Origin of the sequence: Parvimonas parva (assembly GCF_045866535.1) — a bacterium.
Lineage (GTDB): Bacteria > Bacillota > Clostridia > Tissierellales > Peptoniphilaceae > Parvimonas > Parvimonas parva.
The window spans coordinates 571,277-589,003 of record NZ_AP038371.1; the positions used below are offsets into that span (position 1 = coordinate 571,277).

Annotated in this window: 20 protein-coding genes, 1 pseudogene and 1 other annotated feature; all 21 genes and pseudogenes read left to right on the forward strand. The window is 27.1% G+C overall.

Features of this window, described 5'->3' with window-relative positions; genetic code table 11:
- Positions 1 to 61: 61 nt before the first annotated feature.
- Entirely contained in the window at positions 62 to 292 is a 231-nt protein-coding gene (locus ACKTSI_RS03020) for a glutaredoxin domain-containing protein (RefSeq protein WP_068471918.1), read from the forward strand.
- A 219-nt stretch (positions 293 to 511) separates the two neighbouring features.
- A complete protein-coding gene (locus tag ACKTSI_RS03025; protein WP_308577313.1) occupies positions 512 to 1,147 on the forward strand; it encodes a phosphatase PAP2 family protein in 636 nt (211 codons plus the stop codon).
- On the forward strand, positions 1,147 to 1,758 hold the full coding sequence (locus ACKTSI_RS03030; protein WP_288979541.1) for a phosphatase PAP2 family protein: 612 nt from the start codon (positions 1,147 to 1,149) through the stop codon (positions 1,756 to 1,758). The genes ACKTSI_RS03025 and ACKTSI_RS03030 overlap by 1 nt, the downstream gene beginning before the upstream one ends.
- Positions 1,759 to 1,779: 21 nt before the next feature.
- Positions 1,780 to 3,057 carry an adenylosuccinate synthase gene (locus ACKTSI_RS03035; RefSeq protein ID WP_068471912.1) on the forward strand — a complete coding sequence of 426 codons (1,278 nt, stop codon included), beginning with the start codon at positions 1,780 to 1,782 and terminating at the stop codon, positions 3,055 to 3,057.
- A 44-nt stretch (positions 3,058 to 3,101) separates the two neighbouring features.
- The gene (locus ACKTSI_RS03040; protein ID WP_068471910.1) at positions 3,102 to 4,238 is read left to right on the forward strand and encodes an HlyD family efflux transporter periplasmic adaptor subunit; all 1,137 of its coding nucleotides are present in this window, start codon (positions 3,102 to 3,104) and stop codon (positions 4,236 to 4,238) included.
- The gene (locus ACKTSI_RS03045; RefSeq protein WP_407863068.1) at positions 4,238 to 4,930 is read left to right on the forward strand and encodes a YggS family pyridoxal phosphate-dependent enzyme; all 693 of its coding nucleotides are present in this window, start codon (positions 4,238 to 4,240) and stop codon (positions 4,928 to 4,930) included. The genes ACKTSI_RS03040 and ACKTSI_RS03045 overlap by 1 nt, the downstream gene beginning before the upstream one ends.
- Before the next feature lie 87 nt (positions 4,931 to 5,017).
- Positions 5,018 to 5,488, forward strand: coding sequence for a cell division protein SepF (locus tag ACKTSI_RS03050; RefSeq protein WP_068471906.1), 471 nt, complete (start codon positions 5,018 to 5,020; stop codon positions 5,486 to 5,488).
- A 4-nt stretch (positions 5,489 to 5,492) separates the two neighbouring features.
- Positions 5,493 to 6,272 carry a YlmH/Sll1252 family protein gene (locus ACKTSI_RS03055; protein WP_068471904.1) on the forward strand — a complete coding sequence of 260 codons (780 nt, stop codon included), beginning with the start codon at positions 5,493 to 5,495 and terminating at the stop codon, positions 6,270 to 6,272.
- The gene (gene lspA / locus ACKTSI_RS03060; protein WP_288868055.1) at positions 6,269 to 6,721 is read left to right on the forward strand and encodes a signal peptidase II; all 453 of its coding nucleotides are present in this window, start codon (positions 6,269 to 6,271) and stop codon (positions 6,719 to 6,721) included. Before ACKTSI_RS03055 ends, lspA begins: the two co-directional genes overlap by 4 nt.
- 1 nt (position 6,722) lies before the next feature.
- The gene (locus ACKTSI_RS03065) at positions 6,723 to 7,391 is read left to right on the forward strand and encodes a uracil-DNA glycosylase (RefSeq protein WP_288979551.1); all 669 of its coding nucleotides are present in this window, start codon (positions 6,723 to 6,725) and stop codon (positions 7,389 to 7,391) included.
- 3 nt (positions 7,392 to 7,394) lie between these two features.
- Positions 7,395 to 8,327: an RluA family pseudouridine synthase gene (locus tag ACKTSI_RS03070; RefSeq protein WP_308577323.1), complete on the forward strand. Its 933-nt coding sequence runs from the start codon at positions 7,395 to 7,397 to the stop codon at positions 8,325 to 8,327.
- Positions 8,309 to 8,824 carry a GNAT family N-acetyltransferase gene (locus ACKTSI_RS03075; protein ID WP_311525817.1) on the forward strand — a complete coding sequence of 172 codons (516 nt, stop codon included), beginning with the start codon at positions 8,309 to 8,311 and terminating at the stop codon, positions 8,822 to 8,824. Before ACKTSI_RS03070 ends, ACKTSI_RS03075 begins: the two co-directional genes overlap by 19 nt.
- A gap of 1 nt (position 8,825) precedes the next feature.
- Complete coding sequence (locus tag ACKTSI_RS03080; RefSeq protein WP_068471894.1) at positions 8,826 to 9,422, forward strand: peptidylprolyl isomerase; 597 nt, start codon at positions 8,826 to 8,828, stop codon at positions 9,420 to 9,422.
- A 2-nt stretch (positions 9,423 to 9,424) separates the two neighbouring features.
- Positions 9,425 to 10,036, forward strand: coding sequence for a thymidine kinase (locus tag ACKTSI_RS03085; protein WP_201275065.1), 612 nt, complete (start codon positions 9,425 to 9,427; stop codon positions 10,034 to 10,036).
- Between the two features lie 109 nt (positions 10,037 to 10,145).
- A pseudogene (locus tag ACKTSI_RS03090) lies at positions 10,146 to 10,346 on the forward strand (cold-shock protein).
- A 215-nt stretch (positions 10,347 to 10,561) separates the two neighbouring features.
- The gene (locus tag ACKTSI_RS03095) at positions 10,562 to 11,446 is read left to right on the forward strand and encodes an Hsp33 family molecular chaperone HslO (RefSeq protein ID WP_407863069.1); all 885 of its coding nucleotides are present in this window, start codon (positions 10,562 to 10,564) and stop codon (positions 11,444 to 11,446) included.
- A gap of 9 nt (positions 11,447 to 11,455) precedes the next feature.
- On the forward strand, positions 11,456 to 12,808 hold the full coding sequence (locus tag ACKTSI_RS03100) for an MATE family efflux transporter (protein WP_068471885.1): 1,353 nt from the start codon (positions 11,456 to 11,458) through the stop codon (positions 12,806 to 12,808).
- Positions 12,809 to 12,858: 50 nt separating this feature from the next.
- Positions 12,859 to 13,046 (forward strand) — a binding site (T-box leader).
- A 40-nt stretch (positions 13,047 to 13,086) separates the two neighbouring features.
- Complete coding sequence (gene leuS / locus ACKTSI_RS03105) at positions 13,087 to 15,498, forward strand: leucine--tRNA ligase (RefSeq protein WP_407863070.1); 2,412 nt, start codon at positions 13,087 to 13,089, stop codon at positions 15,496 to 15,498.
- Between the two features lie 159 nt (positions 15,499 to 15,657).
- On the forward strand, positions 15,658 to 16,482 hold the full coding sequence (locus ACKTSI_RS03110) for a patatin family protein (RefSeq protein WP_407863071.1): 825 nt from the start codon (positions 15,658 to 15,660) through the stop codon (positions 16,480 to 16,482).
- 8 nt (positions 16,483 to 16,490) lie between these two features.
- A complete protein-coding gene (locus ACKTSI_RS03115) occupies positions 16,491 to 17,180 on the forward strand; it encodes a metallophosphoesterase (protein WP_068471879.1) in 690 nt (229 codons plus the stop codon).
- A gap of 1 nt (position 17,181) precedes the next feature.
- Positions 17,182 to 17,727, forward strand: a complete 546-nt coding sequence (locus ACKTSI_RS03120) for a class IV adenylate cyclase (protein WP_407863072.1) — start codon at positions 17,182 to 17,184, stop codon at positions 17,725 to 17,727.

Consider the following 17,727-nt stretch of genomic DNA (forward strand, 5'->3'; position numbering starts at 1 on the left):
GGTATAAAAAAATTAATAAAAAATCAAAAAACTTTGATTGATAAATTAGGAGGAAATTAAAATGGCAAAAGTAGTAGTATATTCAAGTGAATCTTGTACTTATTGTAAACAAGCAAAAGAATTTTTAAAAGCAAACAATGTAGAATACATTGAAAAGAATGTTTCAACAGATTTAGAAGCTAGAAAAGAATTAATGGCAAAAGGACATATGGGCGTTCCTGTAATCTGTGTTGACGATGTAGAAATGGTTGGTTTCGATAAAGCTGAATTAACAAAAGCATTAGGATTATAATATAAATAAAAAATTTTGGTTCAGTAGTATTACTGAACCTTTTTTGTATAATATTAAAAATTATTTTTAAGAGATTAATTTGTTTGAAATAAACTACTATTAAATTTTTGTAATTTTACAATATACATAATTTTATAGTAGTTTTTTTATAAGTTAATTATAAAAATTTTGATTAATAGCTTAATTTATGTTATAATTATTGTGATTTAGGAGGATAAAATGAAAAAAGTAAAATTAAATCTTCAAAATTTCATAATTTTGTTTTTTACTGTTTTAGTTTGTAGTGTTTTTTTAGGTTTTTATTTAAAAAATATTAATTTAAAGGATAGTATCGACTATAAAATTATGTTTTTTATTCAAAGTAATAATATTTTTACTAAAAGTAGTATTCTTCTAAATTTTATTAAATTTATAACAACTCTTGGAAATAGTAGAACTTATTTGTTTTTGTTTATTCCTTTTGGAATTTATTTTTATTGTAATAATTTAAAGAAAGAGTTTGTCTTTTTGGCTATTGTTTTAATTTTTACTTTTGCTCTTAATGAGTTAATTAAGTTGATTGTATCAAGACAAAGACCGATTGAATTTTTTGTAATAAATATGAATGGTTTTAGTTATCCAAGTGGTCATTCAATGAATTTCTCTTCTTTTTATTTAACTTTTAGGTTTTTACTAAGAGAAAAATTAAATAGCAAGATAATTGATGTGATTGTTTATATTTTGATTTTTTTAGTTGCTATTAGTAGAGTGATTTTAGGAGTTCATTGGCCGACTGATGTTGTTATTGGCTTTATATTGGGTTATTTTTGTTATAATTTGGCTAAAAGATTGTATTTTAGTTTTTGGAGGAGTTAATGATATATTTGATTATATTTTCTGTTGTAGTCTTTATTTTGACTTCGATAGTTGGAAATAAATTAAAAAAACAGAATTTTTTAATAGATTTAAAATTGAAGAATTTTTTTCAAAATAATAATTTAAGATTTTTGAAATCTTCTATGAAACATATAACTTCAATGGGGGATGTAGTAACTTCATTGATTATTATATTTCCAATTTTCTTTTATTCTGTTTCAGAGAAGAATTATGTATTGGCAAGTGCAATATTAAATTCTTCAATTTTTAATATGATATTTTTAAATTCATTTAAATTTTTATTTAGAAGGGAACGTCCTGTTTCACATTGTGATATAAAATATTGGGGATATAGCTTTCCGAGTGGACATTCTTGCATAGGACTTAGTTTTTATCCTACTGTGATGTATGTTTTATTTAGTGGACATAGTTCATTTCCAATTTGGATGACTGTTGGACTTTTGTTTGGACTTAGTATTGCAATAAGTAGAATCATTGTTGGAGTACATTGGTTTTCAGATGTTGTTTTTGGTTCTTTGATGGGACTTGTATTTTTTAGTTGGACAATATATTTATATAATATTGGATTTTATTATAAATTTTTATTTTAATATTTAGGAGGATTTTTAACTATGGTTAAAGCAGTAGTAGGAGCAAATTGGGGCGATGAAGGAAAGGGAAAAATAACGGATATGTTAGCAGAAAATGCTGATATTATCGTTAGATTTCAAGGTGGTTCTAATGCAGGGCATACTATAATAAATGAGTATGGAAGATTTGCTTTACATTTACTACCTTCAGGTGTTTTCTATAAACATACAACATCTGTAATTGGAAATGGAGTAGCACTTAATATTCCTTATCTACTTAAAGAAATTGAATATTTAAAGGAAAAAAATGTTCCTGATATTAATATTTTAGTTTCAGATAGAGCACAACTTGTTATGCCTTATCATATTGATTTTGACGCTTATGAAGAAGAAAGACTTGGAAAAAATTCTTTTGGTTCTACAAAATCAGGAATAGCTCCTTGTTATTCAGATAAGTATGCTAAGATTGGTTTCCAAGTTAGTGAATTATTTGATGATAATTTATTTGAAAAAGTTGAAAGAGTTGTTGAATATAAGAATATAATTTTAGAAAATTTATATAAAAAAGAAAAAATTGATGCAAAAGAATTATATGAGCTTATGCTTGTTTGGAGAGATGCAATCAAACCTTATGTTTGTGATGTGTCAAAATTTTTAAATGATGCAATTAAAGATGGTAAAAAGATTTTACTTGAAGGTCAATTAGGTTCTTTAAAAGATACAGACCATGGAATTTATCCAATGGTAACTTCTTCATCAACTTTAGCAGGTTTTGGAGCTATTGGTGCAGGTATTCCACCTTATACAATTACTGATATTGTTACAGTTGTTAAGGCATATTCCAGCGCTGTAGGTGCAGGAGCTTTTGTTAGTGAAATTTTTGGGGAAGAGGCTGAAGAATTAAGAAAACGTGGTGGAGATAAGGGTGAATATGGTGCTACAACAGGCAGACCAAGACGTGTTGGTTATTTTGATGCTGTTGCCTCAAGATATGGTTGTAGAGTTCAAGGAAGTACAGAGGCTGTATTAACTGTTATTGATGCTTTAGGATATTTAGAAGAAATTCCAGTTTGTATTGGATATGAAATTGATGGTAAAGTTACTAGAGATTTTCCAACTACAACTTTGATAGAAAAAGCTAAACCTGTTTGGAAAGTATTAAAAGGTTGGAATAGAGATATTAGAGGAATTAGAAATTATGAAGAATTGCCAGTCGAATGTAGAGAATACATTGAGTTTATAGAAAAAGAATTGGAAGTTCCTGTTAAGATGATTTCTAATGGTCCAAAGAGAGAAGATATAATTTATAAAAATAGATAATTAAATATTGTTTTATTTTTGTAAATTGCATAATTGGGTATTATATGAAAAAACGTAATAATGTTTTGTCTAATGCTAGAGGACATTGGGTTTTAATTATTTTTATTTTATTTGGTATTTTGTTTTTAGTTAAAAATGTGTTTTTTAATAAAAATTATAGTGATGAAATAATTGTTTTAGAAAAGCCTAAAACTTATGACTTAAAACTTTCTTCTAAAGCATTAGTTATAAAAGATGAATACTTATATTATTTAGGAAAAAGTGATATTGAAGTAGATAGTTCAAAAGTAAATGTTGATAAAGAAATTGGAGAGGTTGATGTTTCCCAAATTGATTCGAACTTTAAAGATTATTTGGCTGAAAAGGTTGAAACTTTAAAGAAACAATCTGAAAGTAAGGAAACAAATACTGAAAAAATTGATTTGGAAAATATTTTGAAATTTATTAGAGATAAGAATTTTTCAAAAACTTTTGATATACTTTCAAGTGAGCAAAATAAAATTGCTTTTGGGAAAAAATACAGTTCAGATAAACTTTTTAGATATTCTTTGTTAAATGATACAATTAATTCTGGAAAAATTGTTTCAAAAAATTCAGGAATTGTCCTTAAAAAAATTGATGGTCTTGAAAATGTATATGATTTTTCTGTTATTGATTCTATTGACGAAAAAGATTTTAATTTTGATAGTAGTGATAATATATCAAATATCGAAGGCATAAAAATAGTAGATAATTTAAAATACTATTTATGTATTAGATTAAAAACTGGAGCGTTGGATAATATAGCTGTAAATAATAGCATAAAGGTAAATATTGGAGATTCTGTTGCTACTGGAGTTATAAAAAATATAAAGAGTGGTTCAGAATATGATTTAATAGTTGCTCAATTCTCATCAGCTTTTAACGAAGTTGCAGATAAGAGATTTATAGATTTAAATGTAGTAAAATCTGTTACCGGTGCTTTTGAGTTACCCTCTAGTGCATTGACTTCTAAAGATGGAGAAAATTATGTTTTAACTGTTGATTCTTTTAATAATATTAAGAGGTCAAAGGTTGTGATTAAATTTATCGACAAGATAAATTCTAAGGTTTATATTGATTCTGTTAATAGCTCGGTTGGAATTTTTTCTAATATTTTAAAAGATGCTAGTAAGATTAAAGAAGGAGCAATTTTAAAATAATGAAATCAAATATAAATAATATACGAGAAAAAATATCTCTAGCTTGTAAAAATGTAAATAGAGATGAAAAAGAAATATTTTTATTACCTGTTTCAAAGACTGTTGATGTTGATAAGATTCAGGAGGCGATAGATTTAGGCTTTAACACTTTTGGAGAAAATAAAGTTCAAGAAATTTTAAAAAAGTATGAATACTTTGAGGGAAAAGTTAAATTTCATATGATTGGTCATCTTCAAACGAATAAGGTTAAGTCTATAATTGATAAGGTTGAATTGATACATTCTTTGGATAGAATTTCACTTTTAGATAAATTGGACTTGGAGGCAAAAAACAAGGGAATTATTGTAAAGTGTTTAGTTGAAGTAAATATCGGAAAAGAAGAAAGTAAATCTGGTATTTTTGAGGAGAATGTATTTGATTTTATAAAAGAAATTTCAAAAAGAGATAATGTTTTTGTAAATGGACTTATGACTGTGGCTCCATATTGTGAAAATATTGAGGATACAAGAGTTTATTTTAGAAAGATGAAAAGTCTTTTTGATGAAATTTCAAAATTAAATTTAAAAAATGTGGATATGAAAATATTATCTATGGGAATGAGTAATGATTTTACAATTGCCATAGAGGAAGGCGCTAATCTTATAAGGATTGGAACTTCAATATTTGGTAAAAGAAACTATATCAAATGTTAATTTGTTAGTTGAATAATGTTTAGATTACAATTAGAAAATTTTAAATTTTCGCTTGTTATAAAAAATAAAAATATGAGGAGGAACGTTATGGCAGGCTTTATGGACAAAATAAAGAAATTTGTTGGAAATGATGATTTAGAAGATGAATACGATGATTATGAAGAAGAAGTGGTTGTAGAAAAACAACCTAAATCAGTTGGAGAAACTTATGCTAAAAACGCTAGTAGTAAATTAGCTTTAGAAAAAGAAAAATCTAATGTGGTTACAATGCCAAATATTAGCAGATTTTTAATTTCTATTAGAGAACCGATAACTTTTGATGATGGAACTCAAGTTTTAGATGATGTTTTAAAGGGAAAAGTTGTTGTATTAAATTTAGAAATGTTAGAAGTTGATAAGAAAAGACAAATCTTTGACTTTGTAAGTGGTGGTATTTATTCTTTAAGTGGAAAAATCCAAAAAGTTACAAAAGACATTTTTATATTAGCTCCTAAGGGAATTGATATTGATGGAAAAGTTAAAGACCAAATTGAAAATAACGGATTTTATCAATTATAATTAAATGAAATCATTTGATAAGTTTAAGATTTTAGATAATATTAATAATATAGAAGTAAAAAAGACCATCAATAAATTTTTAGATGGTCTTGTTTCTATGGAAAAAAGTTATAAGGACATATTTGTTTCTAACTTTTTTACTCCTTTGGAATTTGAGTATGTAAAAAGAGTTTTAAAAAACTTTGACTTGAATTATGATATTATTTTTTCTGACGAAGATTTTGAAAGAAAATTTGTAATTTTTTATAGAGACGATTATGTTTTAGATGACTATTTAGAAACTTTAAGATTTAAAGATATTTCCAAAATAGAGCATAGAAATATTTTAGGAAGTATTTTACATTTAGGGATAAGTCGTGAAAAAATTGGAGAGATTATAAAAATTGACGGTTACTGGTATGTTTATTGTTTAAAGCCTATTGGAACTTTTATATTTTCAAATGGTCTTGAGTTTTCAAGACAAGATTTAAAATTAGAAATTTTAAATGAAAACTTTATTCCTACAAGTTTTAAAAAGTATGAAGATGAAAAAATAATTGTTTCAAGTTTAAGATTGGATTGTTTTGTAAAAGAACTTGCAAGAACTTCAAGAGAGCTTTCTCAAAAGTTTATAAAAAATGGAAATGTTAAGCTGAATTATGAAGAGTGTAAAGATTTTGACAAGAAGATAAATGAAAATGATATTATCTCAATAAGAGGAGAGGGAAAGTTTAAGGTAGATTGCTTGTGTGGTTTTACTAAAAAGAATAAATATGTTGTTAATGTTAAGAGGTATTCTATATGATATATGTAATTTTAATTATTGGGCTATTTTTAGACCAACTAACTAAATACATTACTTTAACCAAACTTAAAGGAGTAGATTCAGTTGTCGTCATTAAAGATTGGTTAGAATTTACTTATGTTGAAAATACTGGAGTGGCTTTTGGAAGCTTTAGTGGATATAAATATTTCTTTATTTTTATTTCTTTAGTTGCTTTTTTGGCAATTTTATTTTATATAAATAAAAATAAAGAAAAAATTTCTAAGATAGAGCAAGTTTTATATGCTTTAATAGCTTGTGGAGCATTGGGAAATTGTATTGATAGAATCAGATTTTCTTTTGTAGTTGACTTTATTCATACAAGATTTGGTGGCTTGTACGATTTTCCGGTTTTTAATTTTGCAGATATTTATATTTGTGTAGCTTGTTTTTTACTTATAGTTATTTCATTTTCTAAAAAGGAGAATTAAGATGAGTTCAAACTATGTAGCTTGGAATGAATATTTAAAAGATGAATTTCAAAAAGAATATTTTGTTAAAATGAAAAATTTTTTAAATGAGGAATATAAACATAAGACAATATTTCCACCTAATGAATTTGTTTTTAATATTTTTAATAAAATAAATCCTAAGGATATTAAGGTTGTAATACTTGGACAAGACCCATATCACGGAGAAAATCAAGCTAATGGAATGAGCTTTTCAGTGAACAAGGGAGAAAGGATTCCCCCTTCACTTAGGAATATTTATCTTGAATTATATTCTGATTTAGGAATTACACCACCAACTCATGGGGATTTAACTTCTTGGGTTGAACAGGGAGTATTTTTACTAAATGCAACTCTTACTGTTGAAAAAGCAAAACCCAATTCACATAAGGATATAGGTTGGCAAATTTTCACAGACAGAGTCATTGAAATAATTTCAAATTTTGATTATCCTAAAGTTTTTGTGCTTTGGGGAAATTTTGCAATTTCAAAGAGTAATTTAATTAAAAAAGATGAAAATAATTTTATAATTACAAGTATGCACCCATCTCCTTTTTCTGCACATAGAGGATTTTTTGGAAGTAAACCGTTCTCTAAGGCGAATGACTTTTTGATAAGCAAGGGAGTTAAACCGATAGATTGGAGAGTGTAATTTTTGACTGAATTAAAATATATTTGTGATAAAGAGATTAGATGCGATGCGTTTTTATCTCTTAAAATTTCTGATTTATCAAGAACTTCAATTCAAAAGTTAATAAAGAAAAATTTGGTTTTGGTAAATGGTAAGAATGTAAAACCGAATGTTATATTGAAAATTGGAGATGAAATTTTTGTTTCAATTCCAGAAAAAAAAGAAACAAAGTTAATAGCTGAAGATATAAAATTAGATATTGTATATGAGGACGATTATATAATAATTCTAAATAAACCAAGGAATATGGTTGTTCACCCTGCTGTTGGAAATGAAGAACATACTTTGGTTAATGCGCTTTTAAATCATTGCAAATTATCAATGGTAAATACTGAAAGGCCGGGTATTGTTCATAGATTAGATAAAGATACAACAGGGCTTATAATTTGTGCGAAAGATGATGAAACACATTTACAATTAGTTGAAATGTTTTCAAATAGAGCTATAAAGAAAAAATATTTGGCAATTTGTAATGGAAGTTTTTCAAAAGAACATGGTTTCATTGATAAACCTATCGGTCGTGATGAGAAAGATAGAAAAAAAATGAGTGTAAAAAGTAAATCAGGTAAAGATGCACTTACAGAATATAGTATTTTAAGCTCAAATTTTAAATATTCTTTAGTTCGCGTTACTCTTCATACAGGACGTACTCATCAGATAAGAGTTCATTTTAGTAGCTTAAATCACCCTATTGTAGGAGATGAAACTTATGGGAATAAAAATGAAAAGATAAAGGCGAATGGACAAATGCTACATGCGTATAATTTGGAATTTTTACACCCAATTACAAATGAAAATATGAATTTTACAGTTTTACCTGATGAATACTTTTTTAGCATTTTAAATAAAACAGGTTTAGAATTTAGTGAGGATTTATTATGCAAAGTGAAAGATTGATTTTTAGAAAATTTAATTTAGATGATATAGATGATGTTTACGAATTTGGAAGTGATGATGAAACTTGTGAATTTGTTACTTGGGATAAACATAAAAATCTTATAGAAACTAAAAAAGTTATTGAAGATATTTTTATGAAAAATGAATATTGTTTTGCAATAGTTGAAAAAATTTCTAATAAATGTATTGGAAGTTTTGATTTTAGAGCAGATATAAAAAATAATTCTTTGACTTTTGGATATGTTTTGAATAAAAAATATTGGAATAAAGGATATATGAGTGAAACTTTAAACTTTATGCTTGATTATGCGTTTAATACATTAAAAGTTAATAAAGTTTGTGGACTTCATATAAAAGAAAATGTTGCCTCCGGAAGAGTTATGGAAAAATGTGGACTTAAAATTGAAGGCGAATTTGAAGATGCTGAATTTTTTAAGGGAAGATACATAACTTTAGTATATAGAGGAATTTTAAGAAGAAATTATAAAGGAGAGTAGTATGTCACAATTGGAAATGCCAAAAATTGGCGAAAAAATTTATGTTATGAAAACAAATGTAGGAGAAATTTCTTTTAAGCTTTTTAACGAAGTTGCTCCTAAGGCTTGTGAAAATTTTATTACACTTTCTAAAAAAGGATACTATAATGGAGTTATTTTTCACAGAGTTATTAGAGATTTTATGATTCAAGGTGGCGACCCAACAGGAACAGGAATGGGTGGTGAAAGCATCTGGGGAGAGGCTTTTGAAGATGAATTTGACATTAATTTTAGAAATTATAGAGGAGCATTGTCAATGGCAAATGCCGGGCCAAATACAAATGGAAGTCAATTTTTCATTGTTCAAAATAGCAAAATTTCTGATGATTATATAAATTATTTGAAAAATTCTGATAAGAAAATATATCCTGATGAAGTTGTTGAAAATTATGAAAAAAATGGTGGAGCTTTTTGGTTAGACTTTAAACATACTGTTTTCGGTCAAGTTTTTAAAGGAATGGAAGTTGTTGATGAAATAGCAAATACTTATTGTTCAAATGACAAACCTTTGGAAGATATTGTAATTTTATCTGTGGAAGAAGTTGTTTTTGAGGGTTAGTTATGCATCAATATAAAGGAAAATTAATTTTACATACCGGAAGTATGTTCTCCGGTAAAACTTCAAGTTTGTGGAAAGATTTAAATAGATTTGAAATCGCAAAATATGAAACGATAGTTTTTAAACCGAAATTTGATAATAGATATGCTGACAAAGAAATTGTTACTCATGACAATAATAAAATGAAGGCAATTCCGGTTGAGAATATTGATGATATTATTGAATTTATGAAAACAAGTAAGGCAAGCGTCATCGGTATTGATGAAGTACAATTCATTAAAGGAGATATATGTAAAATAGTTGAAACTTTAAATTTATTTTTAGAAAATGGATTTACAATCGTACTTGCAGGACTTGATATGGACTTTAAGGCTGAACCTTTTGAACTTGTAAAGGAACTTATGCCAAGAGCTGATTATCTTTATAAGCACCATGCCGTTTGTGCAAATTGTGGAGTTGACGCTTGGGTTAGTTACAGAAAAACACAAGATGACGAAAGAATAAAACTTGGTGCATCAGAAAGTTATGAGCCTCTTTGTAGAAAATGCTACTATGAAAAAGAAAAATTAAGAAAGCAAATGGAAAACCAATTAAGTATGCTTGATGATAAATAAATTTTACTTTTAGAATGATAACTATTGCTTTATTCTTCCAATTATGTTATAGTAATAAGGTAATATTAAAATATTACATATTTCCTATAGTATTGGAGGATAAAAGGATATGAAGGGAACTGTAAAATGGTTCAATGCAACTAAAGGATTTGGATTTATTTCTACTGAAAATGGAGAAGATGTATTTGTACATTATTCAGCATTAGAAGAAACTGGTGAATTTAGAACTTTAGAAGAATGACAAGCTGTTGAATTTGAAGTAGTAGATGGTGCTAAAGGTCCTCAAGCTTCTGGTGTTGTTAAATTATAATAAAAATTAAATAACTTAATTATTAGTTAAAATTGGTATAATATAATTTTAAGCAAGAAGTAAAATCTCCTAGTTTTAGGGGATTTTTTAAATTATAGGAGATTTTTTAAATTGTCAAAAATATACTAAAAATAAAAAAAGATATTATTTTATCAATTGATTTCTTTAAAGTTTTAGTATATAATTTTATATGAAATTGATATTAAGGAGTATTTATGGCAAAGATATTAAGATGTATTGATGAGCATAATTCAATGCGATTTTTTTTCGCTTTTACTGATGATATTGTAAAAGATTTTGAAAAATTACAAAAAAGTTCTGTTAGTGCAAATATTGAAATGGGAAAAATTTTAACGATGAATGCGTTGTTATATTCCGATTTAAAAAACGACACTGATAGTATAGATTTAAAATTAAAGACAAATGGGGATTGTGGTCTTATTATTTCCAAGTTATATAACAATTCATTTATAACCGGATATTTAGAAAATAAAAATTTAAGTAAATACGATAAAATCTATGAAAATGGAAAAATTTCGAAAGATTTTATTGGAGATAATGGAATACTTGTTTTGATAAAAGATTTAGGTTTAAAATCTCCATATATTGGACAGACAAGTATAATTTCTTCAAATATTAGTGAAAATTTTACTAATTATTTTAGTGCATCCAATCAAACTGTAACGTCAGTTAATTTGGAAGTAAAAAAGGTTCTTGATGATTATATTTCTTTTGGTTTTATGATGGAGCTTTTGCCGAATTATACAGAAAAAGATTTATCACAATTTACAATTTACTCAGATATGTTTAAAACCGAGTTGGAAAATTATATTAACTCCAAGTCTGATGATATGAGTTTTTATGATTATATTTGTTCTATTTTAAAGATTTTTAACATTAGAATCATAGAAGAAAAGATTATTCATTATAAATGTAATTGTAGTGATGAAAAGATAGATAATATGCTGTTAAGTTTAGGTAAAAAAGAGCTTAATGATATAGTGAAAGAGGGAAAAGAGATAGAAATTTCTTGTAATTTCTGTGATAAGAAGTACAAGAAAAGCGTTGAAGATATAAAAGATTTATTAAATGAACTTTAGGAATTGTTTATGAAAAAAATAAATTTATTAGATAATAGAATATATAGAAATTTATTTATGTTATCTCTTCCAATAATGACAACTTCTTTTATACAGATGTCTTACACTTTAATGGATACATTTTGGGTAGGAAAGCTGGGAACAGAGGCGATAGCAGGTGTTGGAATAGTAGCATTTATAATGTGGTTTGCTAATTCTCTTGTTTTGGTTTCAAAAACAGGGATAGAAATAGGTGTTGCATATAGTGTAGGCTCCAAAGATGATAAGCAATTTAGAAAATATATTGACACTTCTGTTGTTATAAATTTATTTATGTCTATTACTTTTGCGATATTATTATATATTTTTAGATTAGATGTAATTAAGTTTTTTAACATAAAGAGTGAGTTAGTAATTTCGCTTGCAAATAGTTATTTGAAAGTTGTTATATTAGGAGTTCCTTTTACTTTTTTAAATCCACTATTTTCAGGAGTTTTTAATGGCTCAGCAAATAGTAAAGTTCCATTTATTGCAAATTCCTTAGGGCTTATTATAAATATAGTTTTAGACCCGATTTTAATCTATGGTTATTTTGGTTTACCTGAGCTTGGAGTTAGAGGGGCAGCTGTTGCTACAACTTTATCTCAAATAGTTGTTACAAGCATTTTTGTGATTTTTTCAATTAAAGATGGTAAAATTTTAAAAGGTTTTAATTTAATTAAAAATTTCAGTAAGCCAACTTTTTATGAGGTTTTAAGACTTGGAGTTCCAACTGCTTTTAAATCTTGTATATTTGCTTTTATCTCAACTATTTTACTTAGAATAATTGCAAGTTGGGGAGAAAGTGCCGTTGCAGCAGAGAATGTTGCAGTACAGATAGAGGCCATAAACTGGATGACTGTTGAAGGCTTTTCTATTGCACTTTGTGCATTGATTGGTCAAAATTATGGAGCTAAAAATTATGATAATATAGTTTTGGGATATAAAAAAGGTCTTAAGATAATTTTAGGAATTGGAATTTTTTGTTCATTCTTTTTATATTTTTCATCAGACTACATAATCAGACTATTTATAAAAAATGATGTTAATACCATTAGAATGGGTGTTAGTTATTTAAAAATTTTAGCTTTTTCTGAAATATTTTTAGCTCTTGAAATAGGAATTTCAGGAATGTTTAACGGACTTAAAAATACAAAAACGCCTACGATAATAAGTACATTTTCAAATGCTTTGAGAATTCCACTTGCGTATCTAGTTTTTTATTCAAAATTGAATATAAGCTATATGTGGGTTGTAATTTCTTTTTGTACTTTTTTAAAGGGAATGTTAAATTATATTTTCTTTAAACGATTCATCAAGAAAAACTTTGATTTTGAACTTTGATGTATTGAAAAAAAATAAAAGATATGATAAAATATTTGTATTGTAAATTTAGAAAATTTTTGATTGAAAGTAGTAAATATATTTAATTTTTAAGAGAGTCATTGTTTGGTGTGAAATGATATTTTAGTATATTGAATTTACTCATGAAATGCGAAAGCCGTTGATTACGTTATAATCTTAGAGTGAGTTAATTACTAATTAGAGTGGTACCACGGAAATTTCAACTTTCGTCTCTTTTCGAGACGGAAGTTTTTTTATATTATGAATGGAGGAATGTTATGAAAAATTATGAGCCAAAGAATATTGAAAAAAAATGGCAAGATATTTGGGACGAAAAAAAACCCTTTAAATGCGAAATAAATGATAAAGAAAAATTTTATGCATTGATAGAATTTCCTTATCCGTCAGGACAAGGACTTCATGTTGGACACCCAAGACCATATACTGCATTAGACGTTGTAAGTAGAAAGAGAAGACTTGAAGGACAAAATGTTTTATTCACTATGGGTTGGGATGCTTTTGGTCTTCCAACTGAAAACTATGCGATGAAAAACAAAATTCATCCTGAAATTGTAACAAAAAATAATATTAAGAATTTCAAAAAACAATTAAAGAGCATTGGTTTTTCTTTTGATTGGGACAGAGAAATAAATACAACAGACCCTGATTATTACAAATGGACTCAATGGATTTTTATGAAGATGTTTGAAAAAGGTCTTGCATATAAAATGGAAATGCCTATAAATTTCTGTACGTCTTGTAAAGTTGGTTTGTCTAACGAAGAAGTTGTAGGTGGTTGTTGTGAAAGATGTGGTGGAGAAGTTATACATAAAGTTAAAAATCAATGGATGTTGAAGATAACTGAATATGCAGATAGACTTATAGACGACCTTGAAGAAGTTGATTTTATTGATAGAGTTAAAACTCAACAAATCAACTGGATTGGCAGAAGTTATGGTATGGAAGTTAAATTTAAAATGAAAGATATTGATGATGATATTTTAGTTTATACTACTAGACCTGACACAATTTTTGGAGCAACTTATATGGTTATTTCTTGTGAGCATCCATTACTAAAAAAATATGCTGGCAAAATAAAAAATAAAGAAGAAATTGAAAAATATGTTTTAGAAGTTCAAAAGAAATCTGAATTTGAAAGAACAGAAATGAATAAAGATAAAACAGGAGTTAAGATTGACGGAATTACTGCAATCAATCCTTGCACACAAAAAGAAATTCCAGTATTTATTTCAGATTATGTTTTGATGACTTACGGAAGTGGAGCAATTATGGCTGTACCTGCTCATGACACCAGAGATTTTGACTTTGCTAAAAAATTTGGCTTGGAAATTGTTGAAGTAGTAAGTGGTGGAGAAAATGTTAATGAAAAAGCATATACAGACACTAATACAGGAATTATGGTTAATTCAGGATTTTTAAACGGACTTTCAGTTAAAGATGCAAAAGAAAAGATTTTTGAATATTTATCAGAACTTGGAATAGGAAATAAAAAGACTAATTTCAAACTTCGTGATTGGGTTTTCTCAAGACAAAGATATTGGGGAGAACCGATTCCTCTAGTACATTGTGATAAATGTGGTTGGGTTGCTATTCCTGAAGAAGAATTACCATTAAGATTACCTGAGCTTGATTCATTTGAACCAACTGAAACCGGAGAATCTCCACTTTCAAAAATTGATGATTTTGTAAATTGTACTTGTCCAAAATGCGGTGGAAAGGCAAAAAGAGAAACAGATACAATGCCACAATGGGCAGGGTCTTCTTGGTATTATTTAAGATATATGGACCCACATAATAAAGAAAGTCTTGTTGGGAAAGAGGCTTTAGATTATTTTGGTCAAGTTGATTGGTACAATGGTGGAATGGAACATACAACATTGCACTTATTATACTCAAGATTTTGGCATAAATTCCTTTATGATATAGGAGTTGTAAATACAAAAGAACCATATTTAAAAAGAACTTCTCATGGAATGATTCTTGGAGAAAATGGAGAAAAAATGTCTAAATCAAGAGGAAATGTAGTAAATCCTGACGAAATGATTGACAAATATGGAGCAGATGCTTTAAGATGCTATGAAATGTTCTTAGGAGATTTTGAAAGAAGTGCGTCTTGGTCTGACGGTGGAATTAACGGTTGTAGAAAATTCTTAGATAGAGTTTGGAAATTACAAGAAATAACTAATTCTAGTGAAGAAATGACAAAATCTTTAGAAAAGTCAATCCATAAGACAATTAAAAAAGTTTCAGAAGATTTTGAAAATCTTAAATTTAATACTGCAATAGCATCACTTATGACTTTGATAAACGAATTTTATTCTGCAAAAGAAATTTCAAGAGAAGATTTAAGAATATTTTTAATTTTATTAAATCCTGTTTCTCCACATATTACAGAAGAAATATGGCAAGAAATGAATTTTGGAGGATATATCTTCGAACAAACTTGGCCAAAGTATGATGAATCAAAAACTATTGATACAGAAGTAGAAATGCCAATTCAAATAAACGGAAAAGTTAGAGCTACTTTAATGATTGCAAAAGATGCAAAATTTGAAGATTTTAAAGAAGAACTTTACAACAACGAAAGTGTTAAAAAATTCATCGAAGGAAAAACAGTAGTAAAAGAAATTTTTGTTCCTGGAAAAATTTGTAACATAGTTGTTAAATAGAAATTTATAAATAATAAATATGATTTTAATTTATATTAATTAATAAATTTGTTTTCAAACTATAAAAAAGTAAGTTTAATAGACTTACTTTTTTTGTATATTTTTTTGTTTTATGGTACAATATAAAATATAATTATTTTAAAAAATAAGGAGTTTTTTATGAAAAATAAGGTTGCATTAGTAATCGAAGGTGGAGCGATGAGAGGTGCCTTTTTGAAAGGGGTTTTGGATTATTTTAAAGAAAATGGAATTAAATTTCCTTATGTTGTTGGTGTATCTGCCGGAGCAATTACAGGTTTTGAATTTGTTAGTGGTATTGCTTTTGATGTTAATAAATTATTTTTAGAATTTTCAAAAAATATGGAAGTTTTAAAAAATTCATCAGAGCCGATAGATTTAAAAGCTATGGTTAATGGAGTTTTTGATTTTCCTGAATTTGATAAAAATATTGAAACTGAATTTGAGGCAGGTGTTACTTCTTTGATTGATGGTAGTTATAAATTCTTTTCATCAAAAGATGCTAAAAATACTTTAGATATGGTTGATAAGATAATAGCATCTTCTGCTCTTCCTGATATGGCAAAATGTGTTGTGATTGATGGAATTCCATATTTTGACGGTGGAATGCATAATACGAATCCACTTGAAAGAGCGATTGAAAAAGGTTATGATAAATTTGTAATTTTACTTGCCAAAAATAGAGGATACAGAAGAACAAATTCTGATATTAGTGATATCGTAAGATTTGGTTATAAAGATTATCCGAAATTTATAGAATCAATGGAAAATGAAAAAGATAGATATAATAAGACTATGGATTTAATTGATAGATTAGAAAAAGATGAAAAAGCTATTGTTTTTGCACCTATCAATCCTTTGAAATTCAAATCATTTACAACAAATATGCAAGATGTTGTCGATTTGTATAAAGAGGGATATATGGTTGCAAGTCAAAGTATTGAAAATGTTAAAAAATTTGTTTAGGAGTTAGAATGATATACGGTTTATCTGATTTGCATTTAGATTATACTGGGGATAAGTCTATGGAGGTTTTTGGCTCCGCTTGGGAAAACTATGAAGAAAGAATGTTTAAATCTTGGAAAGAAATTGTAAAGGACGATGACTATGTTATTGTTCCGGGTGATATTTCTTGGGCTTTGAAGATTGAAGAGGCTTATAATGATTTAAAGAGAATTGAAGAACTTCCAGGAAAAAAGATTTTTTTAAAAGGTAATCACGACTTGTGGTGGAGTAGTTTAAATAAGATAAAAGAATTAAATTTAAAAAATATGTTTTTTTTACAAAATAATAGTATTGAAACTGAAGATTATGTCTTTATCGGAACAAGAGGTTGGCTTTCTCCAAAGTCCTCTGAATTTTCTGAAAGTACGGACAGAAAAATCTATAATAGAGAGCTTATGAGGTTAGAGCTTAGTTTCAATTCTGTTAAAAATAAGGAAAAGGAAATAATTTGTCTTTTCCATTATCCACCGGTAGAAAAGGACAGAACACTTAATGACTTTGGATTATTTGCAAAAGAGCATAATATAAAAATTGTTTTATATGGGCATTTACACGCACATTCGTTAAATAATGTTGTTGATGAGGTTGTTGATGGTATAGAGTTTCATTGTCTTTCTGCCGATTACTTAAAATTTATTCCAAGACTTATTAGGAGATAAAATGGAAAAAGAGTTAGAAGTTAAGATTTTAAATATAGATGTTGAAGAAATAAAAGAAAAGTTAAAAAAATTAGGCGCAAAGTTTTTACGAACTGAAAATCAGGAGAATATAAGATTATCTTCTTCGAAGTTTGATTGTATTCCAAGGGGAAGTTTTTTAAGAATTAGAAAATTTTTAGATGAAAATGGAAAAGAAATAAATTCGGAACTTACTTACAAAGAACATAAGGCAAATAAAATTCTTAAAGAGTTTAATGAATACAATGTACCTTTGGAAAATAGCTCTGAAATGCTAAAGATTTTAAAATTTTTGGGATATGATAAGTTAGATATTGAGAAAAAGTTTAGAACTTCATATTCATTTAAAAAAGCACATATAGATATTGATGTTTGGGATAAGGAGGTTTATCCATATCCTTATATGGAAATAGAGGTTTCTCATTATGATGATTTGTGTGAAGTTTTAGATTTGTTGGAAATAAGCAAAGACAATGTATGTCTTAAATCTTTACCGGAACTTAAAGAAGAATTAGAAAGTAGGTTTTAG